Raw genomic sequence first — 17,925 nt, forward strand, 5'->3', positions numbered from 1 at the left:
ACCCTGTACTTCGGCGAGTCGCTGGGCTCAGGCGTCGTTGCGGCTCTCCAGGCCCGGCACCCGCCGGCGGGGATGGTGCTCCGCTCGCCCTTCACCGAGCTCGCCGACGTCGGTGCGCACCACTACCCCTGGCTGCCGGTGCGTGCGCTGCTGCGCGACCGGTACCCCGTCCTGGAGCACCTCCGCACCAGCGACGTGCCGGTGACGGTCATCTACGGCGACCGCGACTCGGTCGTCCCCTCCGTGCTCAGCGCCCGCGTCGCGGACCAGTCGCCCTCCCTGGCCGAGCGCGTGGTGCTCGCGGGTGCCGACCACAACGACCCCGTCATGTTCGGGCCGCGCGTGGCCGCCGCGGTCGCGCGGCTGGCGCACAGGGTGGGCTGAAGCGCCGGACCGGGGCGGAGGAGCAGAGCCTCCCCCGCCCCGGACGGCTCCCTCAGGGGTAGATCTCTCCCGCGAACCACGTGCTCGCGTCGATCCACTCGCCTTTGCCGCCGCCGCCCCAGCCGTTGTTCACGTAGAAGGCCGTGTCGGTGACGGTCTCGGTCCAGTCCCACCAGAGGAAGGACTTGCGGACGATCCGCTGCTGCCACGCGTATCCCCAGGCGACGGGGTAGTGGTTCATCCAGCCGGTGCCGATCACCGCCGGCGTACGCCGGTAGGCGATCGACCGGGCCGCGTAGTTGGCCAGCCGGGTCTCGTGGATGCCGATGGTGTTCCAGTGGGTGTCGATCCAGGTGTAGGTCCGGCCGTTGAGATAGCGCCATGCACGGGGCATGGTCCAGGGGGGCGTGGCCCCGGCGCCGAAGACACAGAACGTGCCGACGTGGCCACGGATCTCGGCGATCATGTTGCGGACGCCGCCGTCCTGCTTGATCGGTGCGACGGCATCGATGCCGCGGCCGCCGTTCTTCCGGTAGAGCCCGTTCCGACCGGCCCAGTAGGCGTTGCCTTGCGCGGCCTGGCGGTCGCCCCAGGCGAATGCGATGCCCCACGCGACTCCTCCGCAGCCGACCGCGCAGCCGCCGTACGGGAACTGGTAGTAGCGGGGCTGGTCGCCCGAGCCGCCGGCCCAGAAGTACTTCCAGCTCATGTCAGAGCTCCTCTCCGAGCGGACCGAGGCTGGCGCCGGCGGTCGAGGGTGCTTGGTCGGGGACGATGAAGTACCGCAGCACTTCCTCGCCGTTGGCGTAGCGCAGGTGGACCTCGACGTTGGTGTCCTCGACGCTGACGTCGGCCCGTGGTTTCAGGACGAGCTTCGGTGGCAGCGGCTCCGCGATCAGTTCGGCCCGGACCAGCTCGGCGCCCGCCCCCTCGAGGCTGAACTCGCCCTCCTCGAGCAGCCAGACGGTGTGGGTGGTGCCGGAGTGGATGCCCTCGCCGTAGGTGTCGGTGAGCTCCTCGGTCTCCCACTGTCGGGCGGCCCGCTCGGCGAGCGCGGACAGGTGCAGCCGGTAGGTGTCGGCGTACCCCTTGGTCAGCTCCTCCCACGAGCGCCACTCGGTGAGCTTGATCGGGCGCTTCTCCCGGGACCGCTTGATCCGCTGGCCCTCGGCCTTCTCCCCGTCCTCGGTACCGCGCTCGGCCGTCGCGACGCTCGTGGCGTGGCCGGCCGGCAGCTGCCGCGGCAGGCTCCTCGGCACCCCGGCGAGCTTGGGTGGCATCGACCCGATGTGGCCGATCAGCTTGCCGCGCCTGTCGACCCCGGCGTAGCAGAGCGCGTCGAGCTTGAGGACGCGGTGGATGGAGCCGAGCTCGTCGAGCTGCCGGCTCGGTGGGGCGAGGTCGAGGCTGAAGTGCGGCACGGGTACGTCGTGGGCGCCGGTGGACACCAGGATGAACCCCTGCTCGGCGCGGCCGGTGTCGCCCTCCGGTCGGGGCAGGGCGGTGGAGAGCCCGGCGATCTCGATCTCCCAGTACGCGATGTCGCGCAGGTCCGGCCGGTAGACGGGGGTGGCCTCCCCGAACCGTGGCTCTGCCTTGCGGAGTCGGGTCGGAGACAGTTTGTCCCCGACCAGTGTGGCGACAGCCCGGGCAGCGCGACGGCGTACGTCGAGCGGCACCTCCTCGAACGGAACCCTCATGGCCTGCATCCCCTCTGCGGTCGTGTGCGCGTCAGCACGCCCTCCATCGAGAAGGAGGGGAGGGGTGGGCGCCTGATACGCGCCGCGTGGGTGTCGACCTTGCCAACGCAGCCCATCGCCGTTCGGGCAGGGCCTTCCGCCCGGCACGGGCTAGGAGCCACGCCGCGCGGAGGGGGCGTCCTGGTCCGGGTGCATCCGAAGGCAGAGAGTCGAAACGGCCCGCCACCGGGTGGCTGGTTGTAGCGTGCGAACGTGGGGGCACGAGTAGCGATCCTGATGCTGTCGGTGTTGGCGCCGATGCTGGTGTGGACGCCGGCCGAAGCCGAGACGACGGAGGTCGTCGATCGCGCCGCGGCGGCGCCCGCCAACGGCACCGAGTTGGTGCTCGGGGGCGACATCTCCACGCTGCGCGCCCCCGCGCGCCTCGGTCCGAGCAGGGTCGTCGGCGGTGCCTGGCGCACGTTCAACGTGACTGCTCCCTCGGGCGTGCCCGACGACGGGGTCGCGGCCGTCGTGCTCGACGGCACCGTGAGCACGGCGCGTGGGGCGGGGTCCATCCTCGCCCGACCTCGCGGCTCGACCTCGGGCGGCGCCCCGCTCCTGGAGTACCGGCCGACGGGAGGCAGGGGGCTCACCGTCGTCAAGGTCGGACGTGACGGTGGCATCCAGCTCCGCAGCAGCGGCGGCACCCCGACCGCTTCCGTGCGGGTCGTGGCCTGGCTGCCCGAGACGACCTCGTTCCGGGTCGACGAGGGCCCGGCGCGCACGTCGGCCCGGGTCGGCACCACGCCTCGGACTGTGGTGGTGCCGGGGGTGCCCGACGAGGCGGGATCGGTCCTCCTTCAGCTCACGCGCACGGCGCGACGCTCGGGCACGCTCCATTCCTGGGCTGTCGGCGAGGCCCGGCCGGCGCAGGGCCTGGCGTTCGGCACGGGCACGAGCTCGGTCGTCGACGTCGCCGCCGTCGGCGAGGGCGGCGCGATCCGACTCCAATCCAGTCGAGGGCAGGCCGACGTCGCGATCCGGGTCCTTGCGTGGAGCCCGACGGACAGCAGCCTCACCGCACGTCCCGATCGGTTGCTCGCAACGATCAGGGCGGGCAGGACGCGGGCCGTCCCTGTCGCCGACGCCGCGGGGGTCCCGGGAGAGGCCCAGCACGTCTGGGCCAGCCTGACCGCGCCTGCCGGGGCGCGGGTACGAGTCTGGGGCGACGCCACCGGGACCGGTGTCCCGGTGCACGACTGGCGAGCGGACGGCTCCGCCACCTCGGTCCTGGTGCCGGTCCCACCCGGCGCGAAGATCGCCGTGAGGGTGACCGGCACCACCGCTGACAGCAGGCTGGTGGCCCACGGCTTCGACCTCGACCGCGCGAACCAGCAATTGGTGCTCGAACCTCGGGTCGGCACCCACCTCCTTGGATGGGGCGACGTCGAGAGCCTCCGAGGGACCACACTGGTGCTCGCCCGGACGGCGGACCCGGTGGCGGCTGGGAACCATCTACAGGTCCGGGGCAGCGATGGGCTGCCCTACACGCTGGAGGCGGTGACCACGGGGAGTGCGGGTTCCGGAAGGCAGACGGTCGAGGTCACGCCCGCCACCTTGTCCGAGGCGTTCGCTGACATCAGGCTCACGTACGGGACCGCCACCGGGCCACCCGCCACCGAGGCCCACCCCAAGAGGCAAGCCGGGAGGGCCGCGGTCAACAGCGCGCTCGGCGCTTCGCTCGGCCTCGGGAACTGGTCGTGCTCGGCCGGCGGCTCCGCTCCAGCGTTCGACCTGACGTTCTCCGGCGACCCCTACCTCGATGTCAACCTGAGCGCCGGCACCTTCGACTTCAGCATCAAGGGTCAGTTGACGAGCACGGCGGAATGGTCCGGAAGTCAGGTCGTCTCGTGCAGCTATGAGAGGCAGTTCGCCCAGATACCGCTGGGAACGACCCCGGTGGCGATCAAGCTCGGACCGACCGCGACGTTCACCGTCGACCCGCACGGCGAGCAGGCGACAGTGACCGCCACGAGTACGCAGCGGCTCTACGCCTCCCTCTACTACGACGGCGGCGAGCCGATCGTCGGTAGGGCGCTCAACGCCGACGCGTCCAGCGATGCCGCACTCGGCCCCGGGTCGGCGATGCTGGACATCGGCCTCAAGGTCGCGTTGGGTCCCGCCTCGCTGGCCGAGGTCGAGCTGGGCCCGGAGGTCTCGGCAACCCTCGGGGCGTCGTACGTCCTGGCGCCCCCCGACCCGTCCGCCGATCCCGACGGCCGCCATCTCGCCGGGCCGCGCTGTACCGACATCACCAACACCCTGTTCCTCAGCTTCGGGGCATCTCTGCTCGTGCCGTTCCTCCCTGACGTCTCGCTGGACATCGCTCGCTTCGACACCGAACCGGTGACCCTGCACCGAGGTCCGTGCGTCGGATACGAAGGGACCATCACCTACCGTGTCCAGGGCAGCGACATCGACGGCGCCCTCAACTGCAACACCGTCAACGAGCCGTGCAGCGACTGGAACCACACCGTGGTGAAGACACTGACCCCCGGGCCGGCCAGCTTCATATCCTGGGGTGTGATGCAGCCCTACACCTGGACGTGGACGGGCCGGCAGAGAACGTTCGTGAAGAACTGGCATGGCGGCGGCAACTGGAACAGGTTGTGCACAACGGTGTACGACTACAACGGCGTCGGTAGCGTCGGCTGGGCGACGGAAGCCGCCTACCCGTCACCCGAAGGATGGTCCGTGCCAACGATCTTCACCGGGGGAACCGCACAACAACTCCAGGCCGAGATGGCCGTCGGGCACGGCCGAGGCACCCACGTGACCACGGTGACCGACCACGCCCCCGAGGACGGCTTCCCTTGCGGCGCCAGCGGCACCGGCGAGGCCGCCATGCCCGGATACGTCATGACCACCGACGAAGCAGGGGGAGGCGAGATCTGGCGCCAGCAGATCATCGTGGTGGCCGACTACGGCGCCGAACCACCCGACATCGGTACCGCGACGTTCAACCTGACCCGTCGGGAGTACGCCCGAAACTGACGGCACCGGCGTCCCGCCAACCATGCACTTCGTGCTCGCGGACCTCAAGAACGTCCCCGAGTCGACTCCCGCAGCGGCCTGGTGGTTCAGGACGATGCCCGTCGCCCAGGAGTGCCCCGAAGAGCGGTCCGACCGCCGCGACACCGGCATCTGGCAACGCTGGACCACCTATGCCGCCACGCTGCACGGCGGCAACGTCGGCCTGAAGGCACTCGTCGCCGAGAAGGCCGCGGAGTACTGCCGGACCAACATGCAGTTCGCGCTCCTGGAGTACTGGTCGACGCGGAGTGGGCGTATCTCTCTGCCGCCTTCCGACTCCTAGCGGTCAGCAGAAGACCAGGAGACAGGCAAGCACCTGCTGGCAACAGTCGACCTGTCCAGCGTGGCGTCACCGTGCACCCGGCGAACTCGGCGGAAGGGCGGACCATGAGTGGCGTGGTGTCGGACGCCGAGCGCCCGCACGAGACCCTCGCCCCGGCGAAGCCAGAGATCGATGTGGCTGCGCTTCGGCACCCTTACGAACCCAGCCGGTTCGCTCTCGCCATGGTCAGCTCGGCCGTTGTTGCATCCGCCTTCGTCTTCGTGGTGATCAGCGCGGTCGCTCTCGGAGGGGCGCTGCTGTGGGGACTCGGTGCGTTGGTGCTGGTGCTCATCCTGTGGCTCGCCCTGCAGGTGTGGCGCGTCCGGCTCCTTGCCGATGGCGTCAAGGTCGACCCGGGAACGACGCCCACCGTGGCGCAGGTCGTCGAGGACGTCCGCACCCGTCTCCAGTACGCCGGGCGCGTGGACGTCTTCATCGTCGACCGCCTGGCCCTGGTCATCCCGGGCGAGACCAGGACCTCCAGCCTGACCAGCTTCTTCGGGGTGCACGTCGTGCTCCTCGAGGGTTCCGTGATCGGGGACCTCCAGGACGAAGCGGCTCGCCGCAGACTCACCTTCGTGCTGGCCACCCACCTGGGGGCACTGAAGGCGCGGCACGCCCGGTGGTCGACCCTCCTCGTGCTGCTCGACGCACTCAGGTTGAACCTGATCGCGTGGCCCTTCGTGACGCCCTGGCTGAGGGCGACGGTCTACACCGGTGATCGCATCGCCTACGTGTGCTGCGGTGATCTGTCCGTGAGCGGCCAGGCCGTCTATCGCGCCCTGGTCGGCGGGGATGCTGCCTCCCAGCTCAGGCGTACCGGCCTGGTCGAACAGGCGCTGGCGGTGCGGCGAAGCAAGGTGCTGCGCATCGCTCAGCTGCTTCGGGCCACTCCGCACGTCCCGAACCGCTACCTCGAGCTGCTCGCCTTCGCCTCGGCGTACCAGCCGCGGGCGTTCGACGAGTTGTGCGCCGAGGTCGGGGACGCGGGGGGACAGCTCGACCCTCTGGTGCAGCGGCGGCGATCCGCGCGCCCGTCCGGACGGGCACTGGGGCCGATGGCCGTCGCCGTCTCCTCGCTGTGTCTGGTGACCAGCATCGGCGCCGGCCTGCTCTGGCCCGCCGAGTCGCTGCGCTGGGTGGCCTCCACTGCGGAGTCGTTGGGCTGGCCCGTCCCGGAGAGTCCGTCCGCACCGCGGGAGGTCAGCCCGCTCTCGGAGGTCCTACCGGTCGACGTCGCCAGTGAGTGCGATGCGATCGCCGATCCGACCGACGTCGGCGATGGGGCACGTGCCGCCTACGAGTGCTGGCTCCCCACGGACTCCGCCAGCCTGCTCTACATCCAGTACGCCGATGCGCCCGCCACCGCGGCAGGGTTCGCTGCCGAGGTCGCCGGCGTTCCCACGACCGGCGACTGCTCGCAGGGTCAGCCGGTGCGGACGTCGTGGTCGGACAGCGACGCAGGCACGGGCGGAGAGTTCGCCTGTTTCACACTGCCGAACGGGACATCCGCGATCACGTGGTCGACCAGCGAATACCACGTGGTGGCGTACGCCGTGTCGAATCGGAGCCTCGACGAGCACTACGCCTGGTGGCTCACCCTCACCGAGTTGGGGCGCTGAGCCCGAAGCCGGCCCCTCACACAACCTGCGGCGGCGCCCCCGTCTCGCTCACCATCGCCCGCCCGGCGGCCTCCCACTCGAGCATCCCGCCGTCGAGGTTGACCGCGTCGATGCCCTGCTGCACCAGGTAGCCAGTGGCCTGGGCGGAGCGGCCGCCGATCCGGCAGACCACGAGCACCTGACCGCCCGGCACGTCCGGGATGTCGGCCAGCCGTTGGGGCAGGTCCATCAGCGGGATGTGGGTGGCGCCCTCGATGTGGCCGTGCTCCCACTCGGTCGGCTCGCGGACGTCGAGGATCGCCACGCCCTCGGGCAGCGGGTCGGGCACGCCGGTCATGGCGACGGTGGGGATCTCGATCATCGGGGCCTCGCAGAAGTCGGGAACAGGTCGGGCGCGTTCACTTGAGCAGCTTGGACATCCGGCGGTCCGCCAGCGGCTTCCCGCCGGTCTGGCAGGTCGGGCAGTACTGCAGGCTGGAGTCGGCGAACGACACCTCGCGCACGACATCCCCGCAGACCGGGCACGCCAAACCGGCCCGGCCGTGCACGGCCAGGTGCGACTTCTTCTCCCCCTTGAGCTCGCTGGCCGCCACCCCCCGCGACCGCTCGACCGCCTCACCGAGCACCCGGCGGATCGCGTCGTACAGGGTGCGGACGTCGTCCTCGTCCAGCCCCGAGGCCGGCTTGAACGGCGACATCCGGGCCGCGTGCAGCACCTCGTCGGAGTAGGCGTTCCCGATCCCGGCGATCGTGCCCTGGTGGCGCAGCACGCCCTTGATCTGCGAGCGCCCCGCCTCGGCGAGGATCTTGCCGAACGCCTCGATCGTGAACGCGTCGTCCAACGGGTCCGGGCCCAGCCGGGCGATGCCGGGCACGTCGGCCGGGTCGCGGACGACGTACAGCGCCAGGCTCTTCTTCGTGCCCGCTTCGGTGATGTCCAGGCCGCTGCCGTCGTCCAGCACGATCCGGGCCGCCAGCGGCGACTTGTTGCTGGGCTTCGGCGGGATCGACGGCACCTCGTCGCGCCAGCGGATCCAGCCCGCCCGGGCCAGGTGCAGCACCAGGTGCAACCCCGAGGCCTGCACGTCCAGGAACTTGCCGTGCCGGGTGACACCCTCGACCATCGTCCCCTCCAGCGCGGAGAGCGGCGGGTCGAAGGTCTTCAGCGCACTGAACGTCGCGATGTGGATCTTCACGATGGCGCGGTCGGTCAGCCGGCCGCTCAGGTCGAGGGCCAGCGCTTCCACCTCGGGCAGCTCGGGCACGTCGGCCAGTGTAGGCAGCACCGCCGACGCGCCGCGTGCGCTCGGCCGGTCAATCTACGGATTCGCCTAGACAGCCGGATACGGTCCCATCGTGGACCCGATCCGGAACCCCTACGCCCCCGGCGCCGGCCAGCGCCCGCCCGAGCTCGCCGGCCGCGACGAGCAGCTGGCCGCCTTCGACGTCGTGCTCGAGCGCGTCGCCAAGGGCCGCCCCGAGCGGAGCCTCGTGCTGACCGGGCTGCGCGGGGTCGGCAAGACCGTCCTGCTCAACGCCCTGCGCTCGGCCGCCGTACGACGCCAGTGGGGGACCGGCAAGCTCGAGGCCCGCCCCGACCAGCGGCTCCGCCGCCCGCTCTCCAGCGCGCTGCACCAGGCCGTTCGCGAGCTCGGCCACCCGCAGGCCGACGCGGTCGACCACGTCCTCGGCGTGATCCGCTCCTTCGCCCAGCGCGAGGCCGGCTCCGGCGCCAAGCTCCGCGAGCAGTGGAGCCCCGGCATCGACGCGCCCGCCGTCCGCGGTCGCGCCGACTCCGGCGACATCGAGATCGACCTCGTCGAGCTGCTCACAGACGTCGGCGGCCTGGCCGCGGACCTCGGCAAGGGCATCGGCGTCTTCATCGACGAGATGCAGGACCTCGGCCCCGACGACATCTCCGCGCTCTGCGCCGCCTGCCACGAGATCAGCCAGTCCGGCCTGCCGGTGATCGTCGTCGGCGCCGGCCTGCCGCACCTGCCCGCCGTGCTCTCGGCCAGCAAGTCCTACTCCGAGCGGCTCTTCCGCTACCAGCGGATCGACCGGCTCGCCCGCGACGCCGCCGACCGCGCGCTCAGCGCGCCCGCCCTCGACGAGGACGCGGCGTACGAGGAGGAGGCGCTGGCCGCGATGTACGCCGCGACCGGCGGCTACCCCTACTTCATCCAGGCCTACGGCAAGGTCGTCTGGGACCTCGCGCCCTCCTCGCCGATCACCGCCGAGGACGTCGCGGTCGCCGCCCCCGAGGCGGAGAGCGAGCTCGCGGTCGGCTTCTTCGGCAGCCGCTTCGAGCGGGCGACCCCGGGGGAGCGGGACTACCTGCGCGCGATGGCCGACGCCGCCACCGCGATCGCCGAGCGCGGCGAGGAGCCGCTCGACGACATCGAGAGCGTGCCCACCGCCGACGTCGCGGCCGCCCTCGGCAAGCGGCCCCAGTCGCTCTCGCCGGCCCGGGACGCGCTGCTGAAGAAGGGGCTGATCTACTCCGGCGAACGTGGTCGGATCGCCTTCACCGTGCCGCACTTCGGGCGCTACCTGCGCCAGCACGCCTGAGTCGGCCCGGACGTTTCCCACCCGCGACGACCGGCCCGGATTCGACCACCGCACCCCCCGACCGGCCAGACTGTCCCCATGAGGCCGCAGGTCGTCGCCCACCGGGGGGCCAGTGAAGAGAACGCCGAACACACCCTGGGCGCGTACGTCGCAGCGATGGACCAGGGCGCCGAAGCCCTGGAGTGCGACGTCCGGCTGACCGCCGACGGCCACCTGGTCTGCGTGCACGACCGCGACGTACGACGTACGGCGAGCAGCCGCGGCCTGGTCTCCACGATGGACCTCGCCGACCTCGACCAGCTCGACTTCGCCTCCTGGAAGAACCCGTGGGCCGACCTCGACGACGAGGCGCCCGAGCGCGAGGACAGCCACGGCAAGGTGCTCACCCTGCGCACGCTGATGGAGGCCGCGGCCGACTACGACCGCCGCATCGAGATCGCCATCGAGACCAAGCACCCCACCCGGTACGGCGGCCTGGTCGAGCGCCGCGTCGTCGACCTGCTCAAGGACTTCGGCTGGGACCGGCCCGGTTCGCCCGCCCGGGTGATGAGCTTCTCCTGGACCGCCCTGCAACGCGTCGAGCGGATGGCGCCCGCCGTACCGCTGGTGATGCTGCTCGAGCGCGCCCACCACTGGTCGATGCTGCGCCGGGTGATCGGCGACGACTGGATCGTCGGCCCCGGCATCGAGGAGCTGCGCGACCACCCCAAGCTCGGCCCGAAGATCAACGCCAGCGGCCGGGACCTGCACGTGTGGACCGTGAACACCCGCAGCGACCTCGAGCTCTGCCAGCAGCTCGGGGTGAAGGCGGTCATCAGCGACCGGCCGGCGTACATGCTGGAACTGCTCGGCGTATAGGTTCACCGTCATGGGAAAGAGCGCTCGCACCAAGGCCCGTGACACCACTGCCACCACCGGCGAGGTGGGTCCCCGCCAGCCCTGCCCGTGCGGCTCGGGTCGCCGGTTCAAGGCCTGCCACGGCGCCAAGGGCGGCGCGCCGGACGTCTTCGTCAGCCGGCCCTTCGAGGGCCTGCCGTCGGAGTGCGACATCATCGCGATGCGCGAGCTCGTGCCCGCCGCCTCCGCGCCGCTGAAGCTCAAGGACTCCGACCGCTCGGTCACCCTCTGCTCGCTGCTCCCGGTCGCCGCGCCCGCGATGGTGCGCGACAGCGGCGAGATCTGGCTCGGCCTGCAGGTCCAGCACATGTACGGCGACCCGTCGCGCGACCTGGCCGCGGTGCTGCTCGCGGCCCTGGACGCCGAGCCCGGCATCGTCGGGCTGACCAGCGCCCCGGGCGAGGGCCCGCGGCTGCAGGACCTGGTCGAGGGCGACACCCTCGACATCACCGTGCACGAGGGCTTCAACTTCTGGCTGGCCGACGTCGAGGACACCTCCGCGATGGCGTCCGCGCTGGACGAGGCCAACGCGGCCGCCAACCCGACCGTGCGACTCACCTCCGTGGAGGCGGCGTACTGGACCTCCATCGGCTCCAAGGAGCACCTGCGCTGGGTGATGCCCGAGCCCGAGAACGAGCTGCTCGACGCCCTCGCCCGGCTGCACGTCGCCGGCAAGGACGACATCGCGCCCGGCTCCCGCTTCGTCGGCATGTTCCGCGCCCACGGCCTGCTCGCCCCGGTCTGGGACCTGCCCGTCGGCACCGGCGCCGAGGTGCTCGAGGAGCCGGCCAAGCGGTTCGCCGACGACCTGGCCGCGGCCCTCGCCGACGGCTCCGAGCTCACCGCCGCGGAGCGCTCCGCCCGCTCGGGTCTGGCCAACCGTCAGGTCACCATCCGCTAGGTGCGGCCCTGGCGCCCGGGGGTCTTTGCGAACATGTCGCGGATCACGCCGAGCAGTCCCGACGATTCCTTGTCGGCGCCCGGGCGGGGGAGGTAGATTCGGTCTTCGCCCGGCCGTTGTTGTGTCCCCCGTCGACAACGGCTGGGCACCCAGCATTTCGGGCCCCTTCCGCTGCTGCCGGTGACGCTCCCGGTCAGTCCGCGACGTCGCTGCGGGCCGGACGCAGCACCCACGACTGCAGCCGCGAGTAGCCCTTCACCGACGTACGCCGCATGCGCCGGAACCGGTACGCGGCCCCCGCCTCGTCGGCGGGCTCGGACTCGGCCGCCGGGTCCGGGTCGGCGGTCCGACCGGAGAGCGCCTCGTAGGCACCGACGTCGACCAGCACCGAGCCGGGTCGCGCCACCGACGTCAGCCGCGCGGCGACGTTCACCACCGGGCCGAAGACGTCACCCAGGCGGTTCACCACCTCGCCGTACGCGATGCCGGCCCGGACGGCCGGGAAGTCGTCCTCCTCGTCGGCACCCCGCGCGGTCAGCGCGAGCGCGATCGTCGCGGCGTCGGTGGGATCGTCGGTCACGAACAGGATCTCGTCGCCGATCGTCTTCACCACCCGGCCGCCGTGGTCGATGACCATCCCGGTGGCCACGTGCTCGAAGTGCTCGAGCCACTCCACCAGCTCGCTCTGGTCGAGACTCTTGCTGCGGGAGGTGTAGCCGACGATGTCGACGAAGCAGATCGCCAGCTGGGCCCGGGTGGAGCCGATCGCGTTCAGGTCGAGCATCCGGCTCGCGGCCGCCGCCAGGTGCCGGCGCCAGATGTAGGACTGCAGTGCGTCCACCCGCGGGATGACCTCGGCGGCCAGCTCGCCGAGCTTCGCCTCAGGGTCGGCGCCGGCGAGCACCACGTCGCCGAGCAGGGCAGCCTCCCACTCGGCGAGCCGGGCGAAGCTGCGCCCCCAGGTCCGCACCAGGGCTGCTTGGGAGTCCGGCCCGAGCACGCCGAGGCGCATCAGGATCTGGGTGCTCCTCAGGGCCTCGGCGTCGGCCGAGGTGAAGGCGACGGCGTCGTCGCTCTGCTCGGGGAAGCCGGAGAGCCGCCAGAGCTCCTTGGCCAGCTCGATCGAGACGCCGGCCCGGGCGGAGACCTCGGTGCGGGTCAGCGACGGCTTCTCCCCGAGGAGGTACTCCTCGATCGACTCCAGGGCCGCCGAGAAGTCGAGCTCCGGATCGGCGGCCACCTCGTCGAGGGTCTCGCCTTCGGTCGCGTCCTCAGGAGTCGTGCTCACGCAGGGCTAGTTCGTCCGCGAGGCCGCGGCGGCCTTGAGGGCCTCGTCGAACTTCGGCATCTCCTCGCACAGCGTGCGGACCGCCTCGGCGGTGAAGTGGATCAGCTCGAGCGGGGTCAGCGCGACCAGCGAGGCGGTGCGCAGCGAGCGGTTCACGATCGCCGCCTCGCCCATGATCTCGCCCGGACCGATCTGCGCGATCTCCTCGCCGCCCCGGCGTACCGAGACCTGACCGGAGAGCAGGATGTAGGCCTTGTCGGCACCGGTCTTCTCCCAGATCGGGGACCAGCCCTCGGGGACCTTGACCGCGGTGCCCGCGGCGCTGATCCGCGCGACCTCCTGCGGAGTGAACGTGTCGAAGAACGTCATCGGTGGTGCCTTTCGCAGTCGGTGCTCCCGGATCGATCCTCGCGGACCCCGTCAGTGGTGTCCAGCGAACCGACCGGCGACGAATGTCACCCCGCGACGGTGTCCGTCGCGCGTGCGATCAGCCGACGGGCAGCGGCTCGCGGGAGATCGGGCAACTCATGCAGCGCGGGCCACCACGGCCCGAGCCCAGCTCGGAGCCGGCGATCCGGACCACCTCGATGCCGGCCTCCTCGAGCCGGTCGTTGGTCTCGTCGTTGCGCTCGTAGGCGACCGCGACCCGGGGCGCCAGCGCCAGGGTGTTGTTGCCGTCGTCCCACTGCTCGCGCTCGGCGGTGACCGGGTCGAGACCGGTGTCGATCTGGTGCAGCGTGTCGATCTCCATCGCCTTGGCGGCCGCCACCAGGAACGGCTCGGCCTCCGCGACGTGCAGGACCAGCTCGTTGTCGTGGGCGCCACGGTCGGCGATCGTGACCGCGAACGCCTGCAGCGAGTCGGCGACGTTCGGGTACATCACGATCTTGTCGACGTCGACCATCGTGCAGACCGTGTCGAGGTGCATGGTCGCCCGCTCCTGGGCGATCGGTACGGCGAGCACGGTGTGGGCCAGGTCCGCGTGGAAGACCTGGCGGGCCAGACGCTCGACGCCGGCGGGCGTCGTACGCTCCCCGACGCCGACGGCGATCACGCCGGGGGCCAGCAGCAGCACGTCGCCACCCTCGACGTGCTCGTGGTGCCAGCCGTGGATCTTCCGGGTGCCCCGGAAGCGCGGGTGCTCGGTGTAGATCAGCTCGGTCAGCTGGGTCTCGCGGGCCCGCGCCGGCATCGCCAGCGAGGTCACGGCCACCCGGTCGCGGATCCAGACGCTGGAGTCGCGGGTGAAGAGCAGGTTGGGCAGCGGGTCGACGAGGAAGTCGTCGGAGGCCAGCAGCGAGGAGACCAGTCCGAAGCCGCCGCGGACCTCGTCGTTGCGGATGCCGGCGGTCAGGTAGCCGGTGAGCTCCTCGGGGCTGGCCTCGCGCAGGAAGCGGGCCAGGTAGTCGCGCATCGTGTCGCCGAGGTGCAGACCGGAGAGGGCGGTGCTGATCGCGTGGTTGCGGGCGATCTCGCTCTGCAGCGTCTCGGAGAGCAGCTCGGTCAGGTAGAGCACCTCGACCTTGCGGGCGCGCAGCGCCTCGGCGAAGGCGTCGTGCTCATCCTGGGCGCGGGCGACCCACGGGATGCCGTCGAAGAGCAGCTTGTCGTTGTTGCGCGGGGTGAGCCGCTTCAGCTCGTTGCCCGGGCGGTGGAGCATGACCGTCTGGAGCGTGCCGACTTCGCTGTCAGCCCCGTGCTTGAAATCCATGGCAGCACTCTAGAGGCCTTCGGCCCGTCCGCCTCAACGCACGATCCCGACCAGCGTGATCGTGGCCAGCATCAGGCAGACCGCGGCGCCGACGTAGTGCAGGACGTGGAGCCGGACGACCCGCAGCAGACCTCGCCCGGCGATCACCGCGAGACCGCTCACGGTCAGCAGCGCCGCCAGCGCGCCCGCGAAGACGGCGAGCGGGTCGGCGTACCTCGCGACCAGCGAGACGCTCAGCAGCTGCGACAGGTCGCCCCACTCGGCGGCGAAGAGCACCAGGAAGCTGGTCAGCACCACCCGCCAGCCCGTCACGTCGGCCACCTCGGCGACCTCGTCCTCGGTGGCGCGGTGGTGCTGGCGGCCCTCCCGAAAGAGCAGGACGGCCCCGGCCAGGAAGAGCGCGGCCGCAGCCAGCTGCACCGGGGTCCGGGGCAGGAACGAGATCGCGTGCCCGAGCCCGACGGCGATGGTGGTCTGGACCAGGAAGGCCAGCGAGACCCCGATCCACACCAGGAGCGGGCGGTACCGGGTGGCCAGCACGAGGGTGGCCAGGAACGTCTTGTCGGGCAGCTCGACGACGAAGATCGCGAGGAAGGTCAGCGCAACCACGGTGAGGCTCATCGGGGCCGAATCTAGTGCCGATAGCAGGTGCTGGGCGGCACCGGGGGGATACCGGTGTTCTGCTTGCCCCCGGGGGTGGTGAAGTGTTGGGTGAACACGGGAGACCAGTACGCCACGGAGGAGCAGTCATGCCCCAGTTCGAGTCCTACGCCCAGGGTGCGCCCTGCTACATCGAGCTGACCACCCCGGACCGTGAGGCGGCCCGGAGGTTCTACAGTGCCCTCTTCGGCTGGAACGTGGTCGACGTGCCGGTCGACGACCAGGGCAACTCCTACCTCACCGCCGAGCTGCAGGGCGACGTGGTGGCCGGGATCGGTGGCCAGCTCCCCGAGGACGCGGGCAAGCCGGCGTTCTGGGGGGTCTTCCTCGCGGTCGACGACGTGGACGAGGCGGCCGAGCTGGTCGAGCTCGCCGGCGGCACCCTCGAGGCGGCGCCGTTCGACGTGATGGACCTGGGCCGAATGGCGGCCGTGGTCGACCCGACCGGTGCCCGGATCAACTTCTGGCAGGCCAAGACGATGGTCGGCACCGCGCGGGCCAGCGAGCCCTGCTCCCCGATCTGGAACGAGCTGACCACCCCCGACCCGAGCCTGGCGGCCGAGTTCTACGTCGACGTGCTCGACCTCGCCACCGAGACCTCGGAGATCGGCGGCACGACGTACACCACGCTCGCGACGGACGGCGGCTCCATCGCCGGGGTGGTCCCGCCGATGGTCGAGGGCATCCCGCCGCACTGGAGCGTCTACTTCAACGTGAAGGACGTCGACGGCACCGTGGCCGACGTCGCCGACCTCGGTGGCCGCATCATCAGTGGGCCCTTCGACGTGCCGGACGTGGGCCGGATGGCGGTGGTCTCCGACCCGCAGGGCGGCATGTTCGCCCTGATGGCCGACCTCGACTGAGGCTGCCCGGGCCAGGCTCCGGCCCCAGCTCCGGCTCCAGGCTCTGGCCCAGGCTCTGGTCAGGTGTCGGTGGTCGGGTGTTGACTCGAGAGGTCGGGGTCGACCGTTCGCCATCGAGGAGATGCAGATGCCGAAGTTCGAGAGCTACCAGCAGGGCACGCCCACCTACGTCGAGCTGATCACGCCGGATCAGTCGGCCGCCAGGTCCTTCTACGGCGACCTCTTCGGCTGGGACTACGACGAGACCCAGATGGACGAGGGGTCGGTCTACCTCACCGCCCGGCTCCAGGGCGACGACGTCGCCGGCGTGAGCGGTCAGATGCCGGAGCTCGCCGGTCACCCGGCCTTCTGGAACGTCTACCTCGCCGTCGACGACGTTGACGCCGCCGTGGCGAAGGTCGAGCCCGCGGGCGGCAAGGTCGAGGCCGGCCCGTTCGACATCGGCGAGCACGGCCGGATGGCCGCGCTCCAGGACCCGACCGGCGCCCGGATCAGCCTGTGGCAGGCCAAGGACAACGTCGGCACCGCCCGGGCCAACGAGCCCGGCACCCCGATCTGGAACGAGCTGATGACCCCGGACATCGAGCAGGCCAAGTCGTTCTACGGCGAGGTCCTCGGGGTCACCTGGGAGGAGACGCCGATGCCGGACATGACCTACACGACCATGCACGTCGACGGGCGTGCCGTGGCCGGGGTGATGCCGCCGCCGATGGAGGGCATGCCCCCGCACTGGAACGTCTACTTCAACGTGCAGAGCGTCGACGAGACGGTCGCGGCGGCGGAGGCGAAGGGTGCCACCACCGTGGCGCCGGCCTTCGACGTCCCCGAGGTCGGCCGGATGGCGGTGCTGGCCGACCCGCAGGGCGGCATGTTCTCGCTGATGCAGACCCCGTCCTGACGATTCAGGCGCGGAACGGGTCGGCGGGGTAGACGCCGAGGATCTTCACCTCGGTGGTGAAGAAGGCCAGCTCCTCCAGCGCGCGCTGCACGGCCGGGTCCTGTCGGTGCCCGTCGACCTCGGCGAGGAACTGGGTGGCGGTGAACTCGCCGCCCACCATGTAGCTCTCCAGCTTGGTCATGTTCACGCCGTTCGTGGCGAAGCCGCCGAGCGCCTTGTAGAGCGCGGCCGGGATGTTGCGCACGTTGAAGATGAAGCTGGTGACCACCGGGCCGGTGCCCGGCTCCGCCTCGATCAGCTCGGGGGAGAGCACGACGAAGCGGGTGGTGTTGTGGTCCTCGTCCTCGACGTCCTCGGCCAAGATCTCCAGGCCGTAGATCTCGGCGGCCAACGGTGGGGCCAGCGCGGCCTGGGTCGGGTCGCCGGACTCGGCGACCTCGCGGGCCGCTCCAGCGGTGTCCCCCGAGATCACCGGGGTCAGGCCGTGCTCGCGGATGATCTTGCGGCACTGGCCCAGCGCGTGCAGGTGGCTGTGCACGGTGCGCAGCGTGTCGAGGCCCGCGCCCGGCAGCGCCATCAGGTTGAACCGGATCCGCAGGAAGTGCTCGGCGATGATGTGCAGGCTCGAGCCGGGCAGGAAGTGGTGGATGTCGGCCACCCGGCCGGCCAGCGAGTTGTCGATCGGGATCATCGCGAGCTGGGCGTCGCCGGACTCGACGGCCGCGAAGACGTCCTCGAACGACGCGCACGGCACGCCCTCCCACTCGGGGTAGTGCTGGCGGCAGACCAGGTGGGAGTTGGAGCCGGGTTCGCCCTGATAGGCGATGCGTCGCGCGTTCACGCCGTCATGCTCCCACGCGTACGGCGACGCCGAGCGTGCTCGACCGAGGGGTGGCGAGCGCGCCTGTCGTCGGCCGAGGGCCGTCCCTTCTAGGCTCGGGGCCGTGCTGATCCTCGTCCTCGCCGTACTTGCCCTGTCCCTGGCCGTCCTCGCCCTGCTGCTGGCCGTCGTCGGCCTGCGCCGCCAGGGGCG

The 17,925-nt window shown here is 71.3% G+C and carries 19 protein-coding genes; 10 read left to right on the forward strand and 9 right to left on the reverse strand.

The features are described 5' to 3' along the window. A partial coding sequence (locus ABZE72_RS09760) for an alpha/beta hydrolase (RefSeq protein ID WP_372728833.1) occupies positions 1–384 on the forward strand: 384 nt, incomplete at its 5' end. A 52-nt stretch (positions 385–436) separates the two neighbouring features. On the opposite strand, the gene ABZE72_RS09765 is transcribed toward ABZE72_RS09760, so the two are convergent. Together ABZE72_RS09765 and ABZE72_RS09770 are read right to left on the reverse strand one after the other, a co-directional pair. Then, entirely contained in the window at positions 437–1,093 is a 657-nt protein-coding gene (locus ABZE72_RS09765) for a hypothetical protein (protein WP_372728834.1), read from the reverse strand. Position 1,094: 1 nt separating this feature from the next. Further along, on the reverse strand, positions 1,095–2,084 hold the full coding sequence (locus ABZE72_RS09770; RefSeq protein WP_372728835.1) for a hypothetical protein: 990 nt from the start codon (positions 2,082–2,084) through the stop codon (positions 1,095–1,097). 252 nt (positions 2,085–2,336) lie between these two features. On the opposite strand from ABZE72_RS09770, the gene ABZE72_RS09775 reads away from it, so the two are divergent. The 3 genes from ABZE72_RS09775 to ABZE72_RS09785 all read left to right on the forward strand — a co-directional run bounded on the left by ABZE72_RS09775 (position 2,337) and on the right by ABZE72_RS09785 (position 7,103). Beyond that, on the forward strand, positions 2,337–5,120 hold the full coding sequence (locus tag ABZE72_RS09775) for a hypothetical protein (protein ID WP_372728836.1): 2,784 nt from the start codon (positions 2,337–2,339) through the stop codon (positions 5,118–5,120). Positions 5,121–5,151: 31 nt separating this feature from the next. Continuing rightward, positions 5,152–5,442 (forward strand): hypothetical protein, encoded by a 291-nt coding sequence (locus ABZE72_RS09780; protein WP_372728837.1) that lies wholly within the window; start codon positions 5,152–5,154, stop codon positions 5,440–5,442. 221 nt (positions 5,443–5,663) lie between these two features. Further along, complete coding sequence (locus ABZE72_RS09785) at positions 5,664–7,103, forward strand: hypothetical protein (RefSeq protein ID WP_372728838.1); 1,440 nt, start codon at positions 5,664–5,666, stop codon at positions 7,101–7,103. 16 nt (positions 7,104–7,119) lie between these two features. On the opposite strand, the gene ABZE72_RS09790 is transcribed toward ABZE72_RS09785, so the two are convergent. Both ABZE72_RS09790 and ABZE72_RS09795 read right to left on the reverse strand, forming a co-directional pair. Next, on the reverse strand, positions 7,120–7,464 hold the full coding sequence (locus ABZE72_RS09790; protein WP_372728839.1) for a rhodanese-like domain-containing protein: 345 nt from the start codon (positions 7,462–7,464) through the stop codon (positions 7,120–7,122). A gap of 37 nt (positions 7,465–7,501) precedes the next feature. Then, positions 7,502–8,368 (reverse strand): Fpg/Nei family DNA glycosylase, encoded by an 867-nt coding sequence (locus ABZE72_RS09795; RefSeq protein WP_372728840.1) that lies wholly within the window; start codon positions 8,366–8,368, stop codon positions 7,502–7,504. Positions 8,369–8,459: 91 nt separating this feature from the next. On the opposite strand from ABZE72_RS09795, the gene ABZE72_RS09800 reads away from it, so the two are divergent. The 3 genes from ABZE72_RS09800 (at position 8,460) to ABZE72_RS09810 (ending at position 11,472) form a co-directional block, all read left to right on the forward strand. After that, positions 8,460–9,674: an ATP-binding protein gene (locus ABZE72_RS09800; RefSeq protein ID WP_372728841.1), complete on the forward strand. Its 1,215-nt coding sequence runs from the start codon at positions 8,460–8,462 to the stop codon at positions 9,672–9,674. A 78-nt stretch (positions 9,675–9,752) separates the two neighbouring features. Continuing rightward, positions 9,753–10,532, forward strand: coding sequence for a glycerophosphodiester phosphodiesterase family protein (locus ABZE72_RS09805; RefSeq protein ID WP_372728842.1), 780 nt, complete (start codon positions 9,753–9,755; stop codon positions 10,530–10,532). Between the two features lie 10 nt (positions 10,533–10,542). After that, positions 10,543–11,472, forward strand: a complete 930-nt coding sequence (locus tag ABZE72_RS09810; RefSeq protein WP_372728843.1) for a DUF5926 family protein — start codon at positions 10,543–10,545, stop codon at positions 11,470–11,472. Positions 11,473–11,665: 193 nt separating this feature from the next. On the opposite strand, the gene ABZE72_RS09815 is transcribed toward ABZE72_RS09810, so the two are convergent. From ABZE72_RS09815 to ABZE72_RS09830, 4 genes are all read right to left on the reverse strand, one after another. Then, on the reverse strand, positions 11,666–12,760 hold the full coding sequence (locus ABZE72_RS09815; RefSeq protein WP_372728844.1) for an adenylate/guanylate cyclase domain-containing protein: 1,095 nt from the start codon (positions 12,758–12,760) through the stop codon (positions 11,666–11,668). A gap of 6 nt (positions 12,761–12,766) precedes the next feature. Beyond that, positions 12,767–13,129 (reverse strand): Crp/Fnr family transcriptional regulator, encoded by a 363-nt coding sequence (locus ABZE72_RS09820; RefSeq protein WP_372728845.1) that lies wholly within the window; start codon positions 13,127–13,129, stop codon positions 12,767–12,769. Between the two features lie 118 nt (positions 13,130–13,247). Continuing rightward, on the reverse strand, positions 13,248–14,471 hold the full coding sequence (locus ABZE72_RS09825) for an arginine deiminase (RefSeq protein ID WP_372728846.1): 1,224 nt from the start codon (positions 14,469–14,471) through the stop codon (positions 13,248–13,250). Positions 14,472–14,504: 33 nt separating this feature from the next. Next, positions 14,505–15,092, reverse strand: a complete 588-nt coding sequence (locus ABZE72_RS09830; RefSeq protein ID WP_372728847.1) for a TMEM165/GDT1 family protein — start codon at positions 15,090–15,092, stop codon at positions 14,505–14,507. A 128-nt stretch (positions 15,093–15,220) separates the two neighbouring features. Here ABZE72_RS09830 and ABZE72_RS09835 point away from each other — a divergent pair, with 128 nt between their 5' ends. Beyond that, positions 15,221–15,994, forward strand: coding sequence for a VOC family protein (locus ABZE72_RS09835; protein WP_372728848.1), 774 nt, complete (start codon positions 15,221–15,223; stop codon positions 15,992–15,994). Between the two features lie 127 nt (positions 15,995–16,121). Next, complete coding sequence (locus tag ABZE72_RS09840; RefSeq protein WP_372728849.1) at positions 16,122–16,892, forward strand: VOC family protein; 771 nt, start codon at positions 16,122–16,124, stop codon at positions 16,890–16,892. Positions 16,893–16,896: 4 nt separating this feature from the next. Here the strand turns inward: ABZE72_RS09840 and ABZE72_RS09845 are convergent, their stop codons facing one another. Next, entirely contained in the window at positions 16,897–17,733 is an 837-nt protein-coding gene (locus tag ABZE72_RS09845; RefSeq protein WP_372728850.1) for a prephenate dehydratase, read from the reverse strand. Here ABZE72_RS09845 and ABZE72_RS09850 point away from each other — a divergent pair. Next, positions 17,717–17,925, forward strand: a 209-nt coding sequence (locus ABZE72_RS09850; protein WP_372728851.1) for a hypothetical protein, incomplete at its 3' end; no start/stop codon positions are given. The two genes, ABZE72_RS09845 and ABZE72_RS09850, sit on opposite strands and share 17 nt — an antisense overlap.

It is taken from the genome of Nocardioides sp., assembly GCF_041600255.1.
GTDB lineage: Bacteria > Actinomycetota > Actinomycetes > Propionibacteriales > Nocardioidaceae > Nocardioides.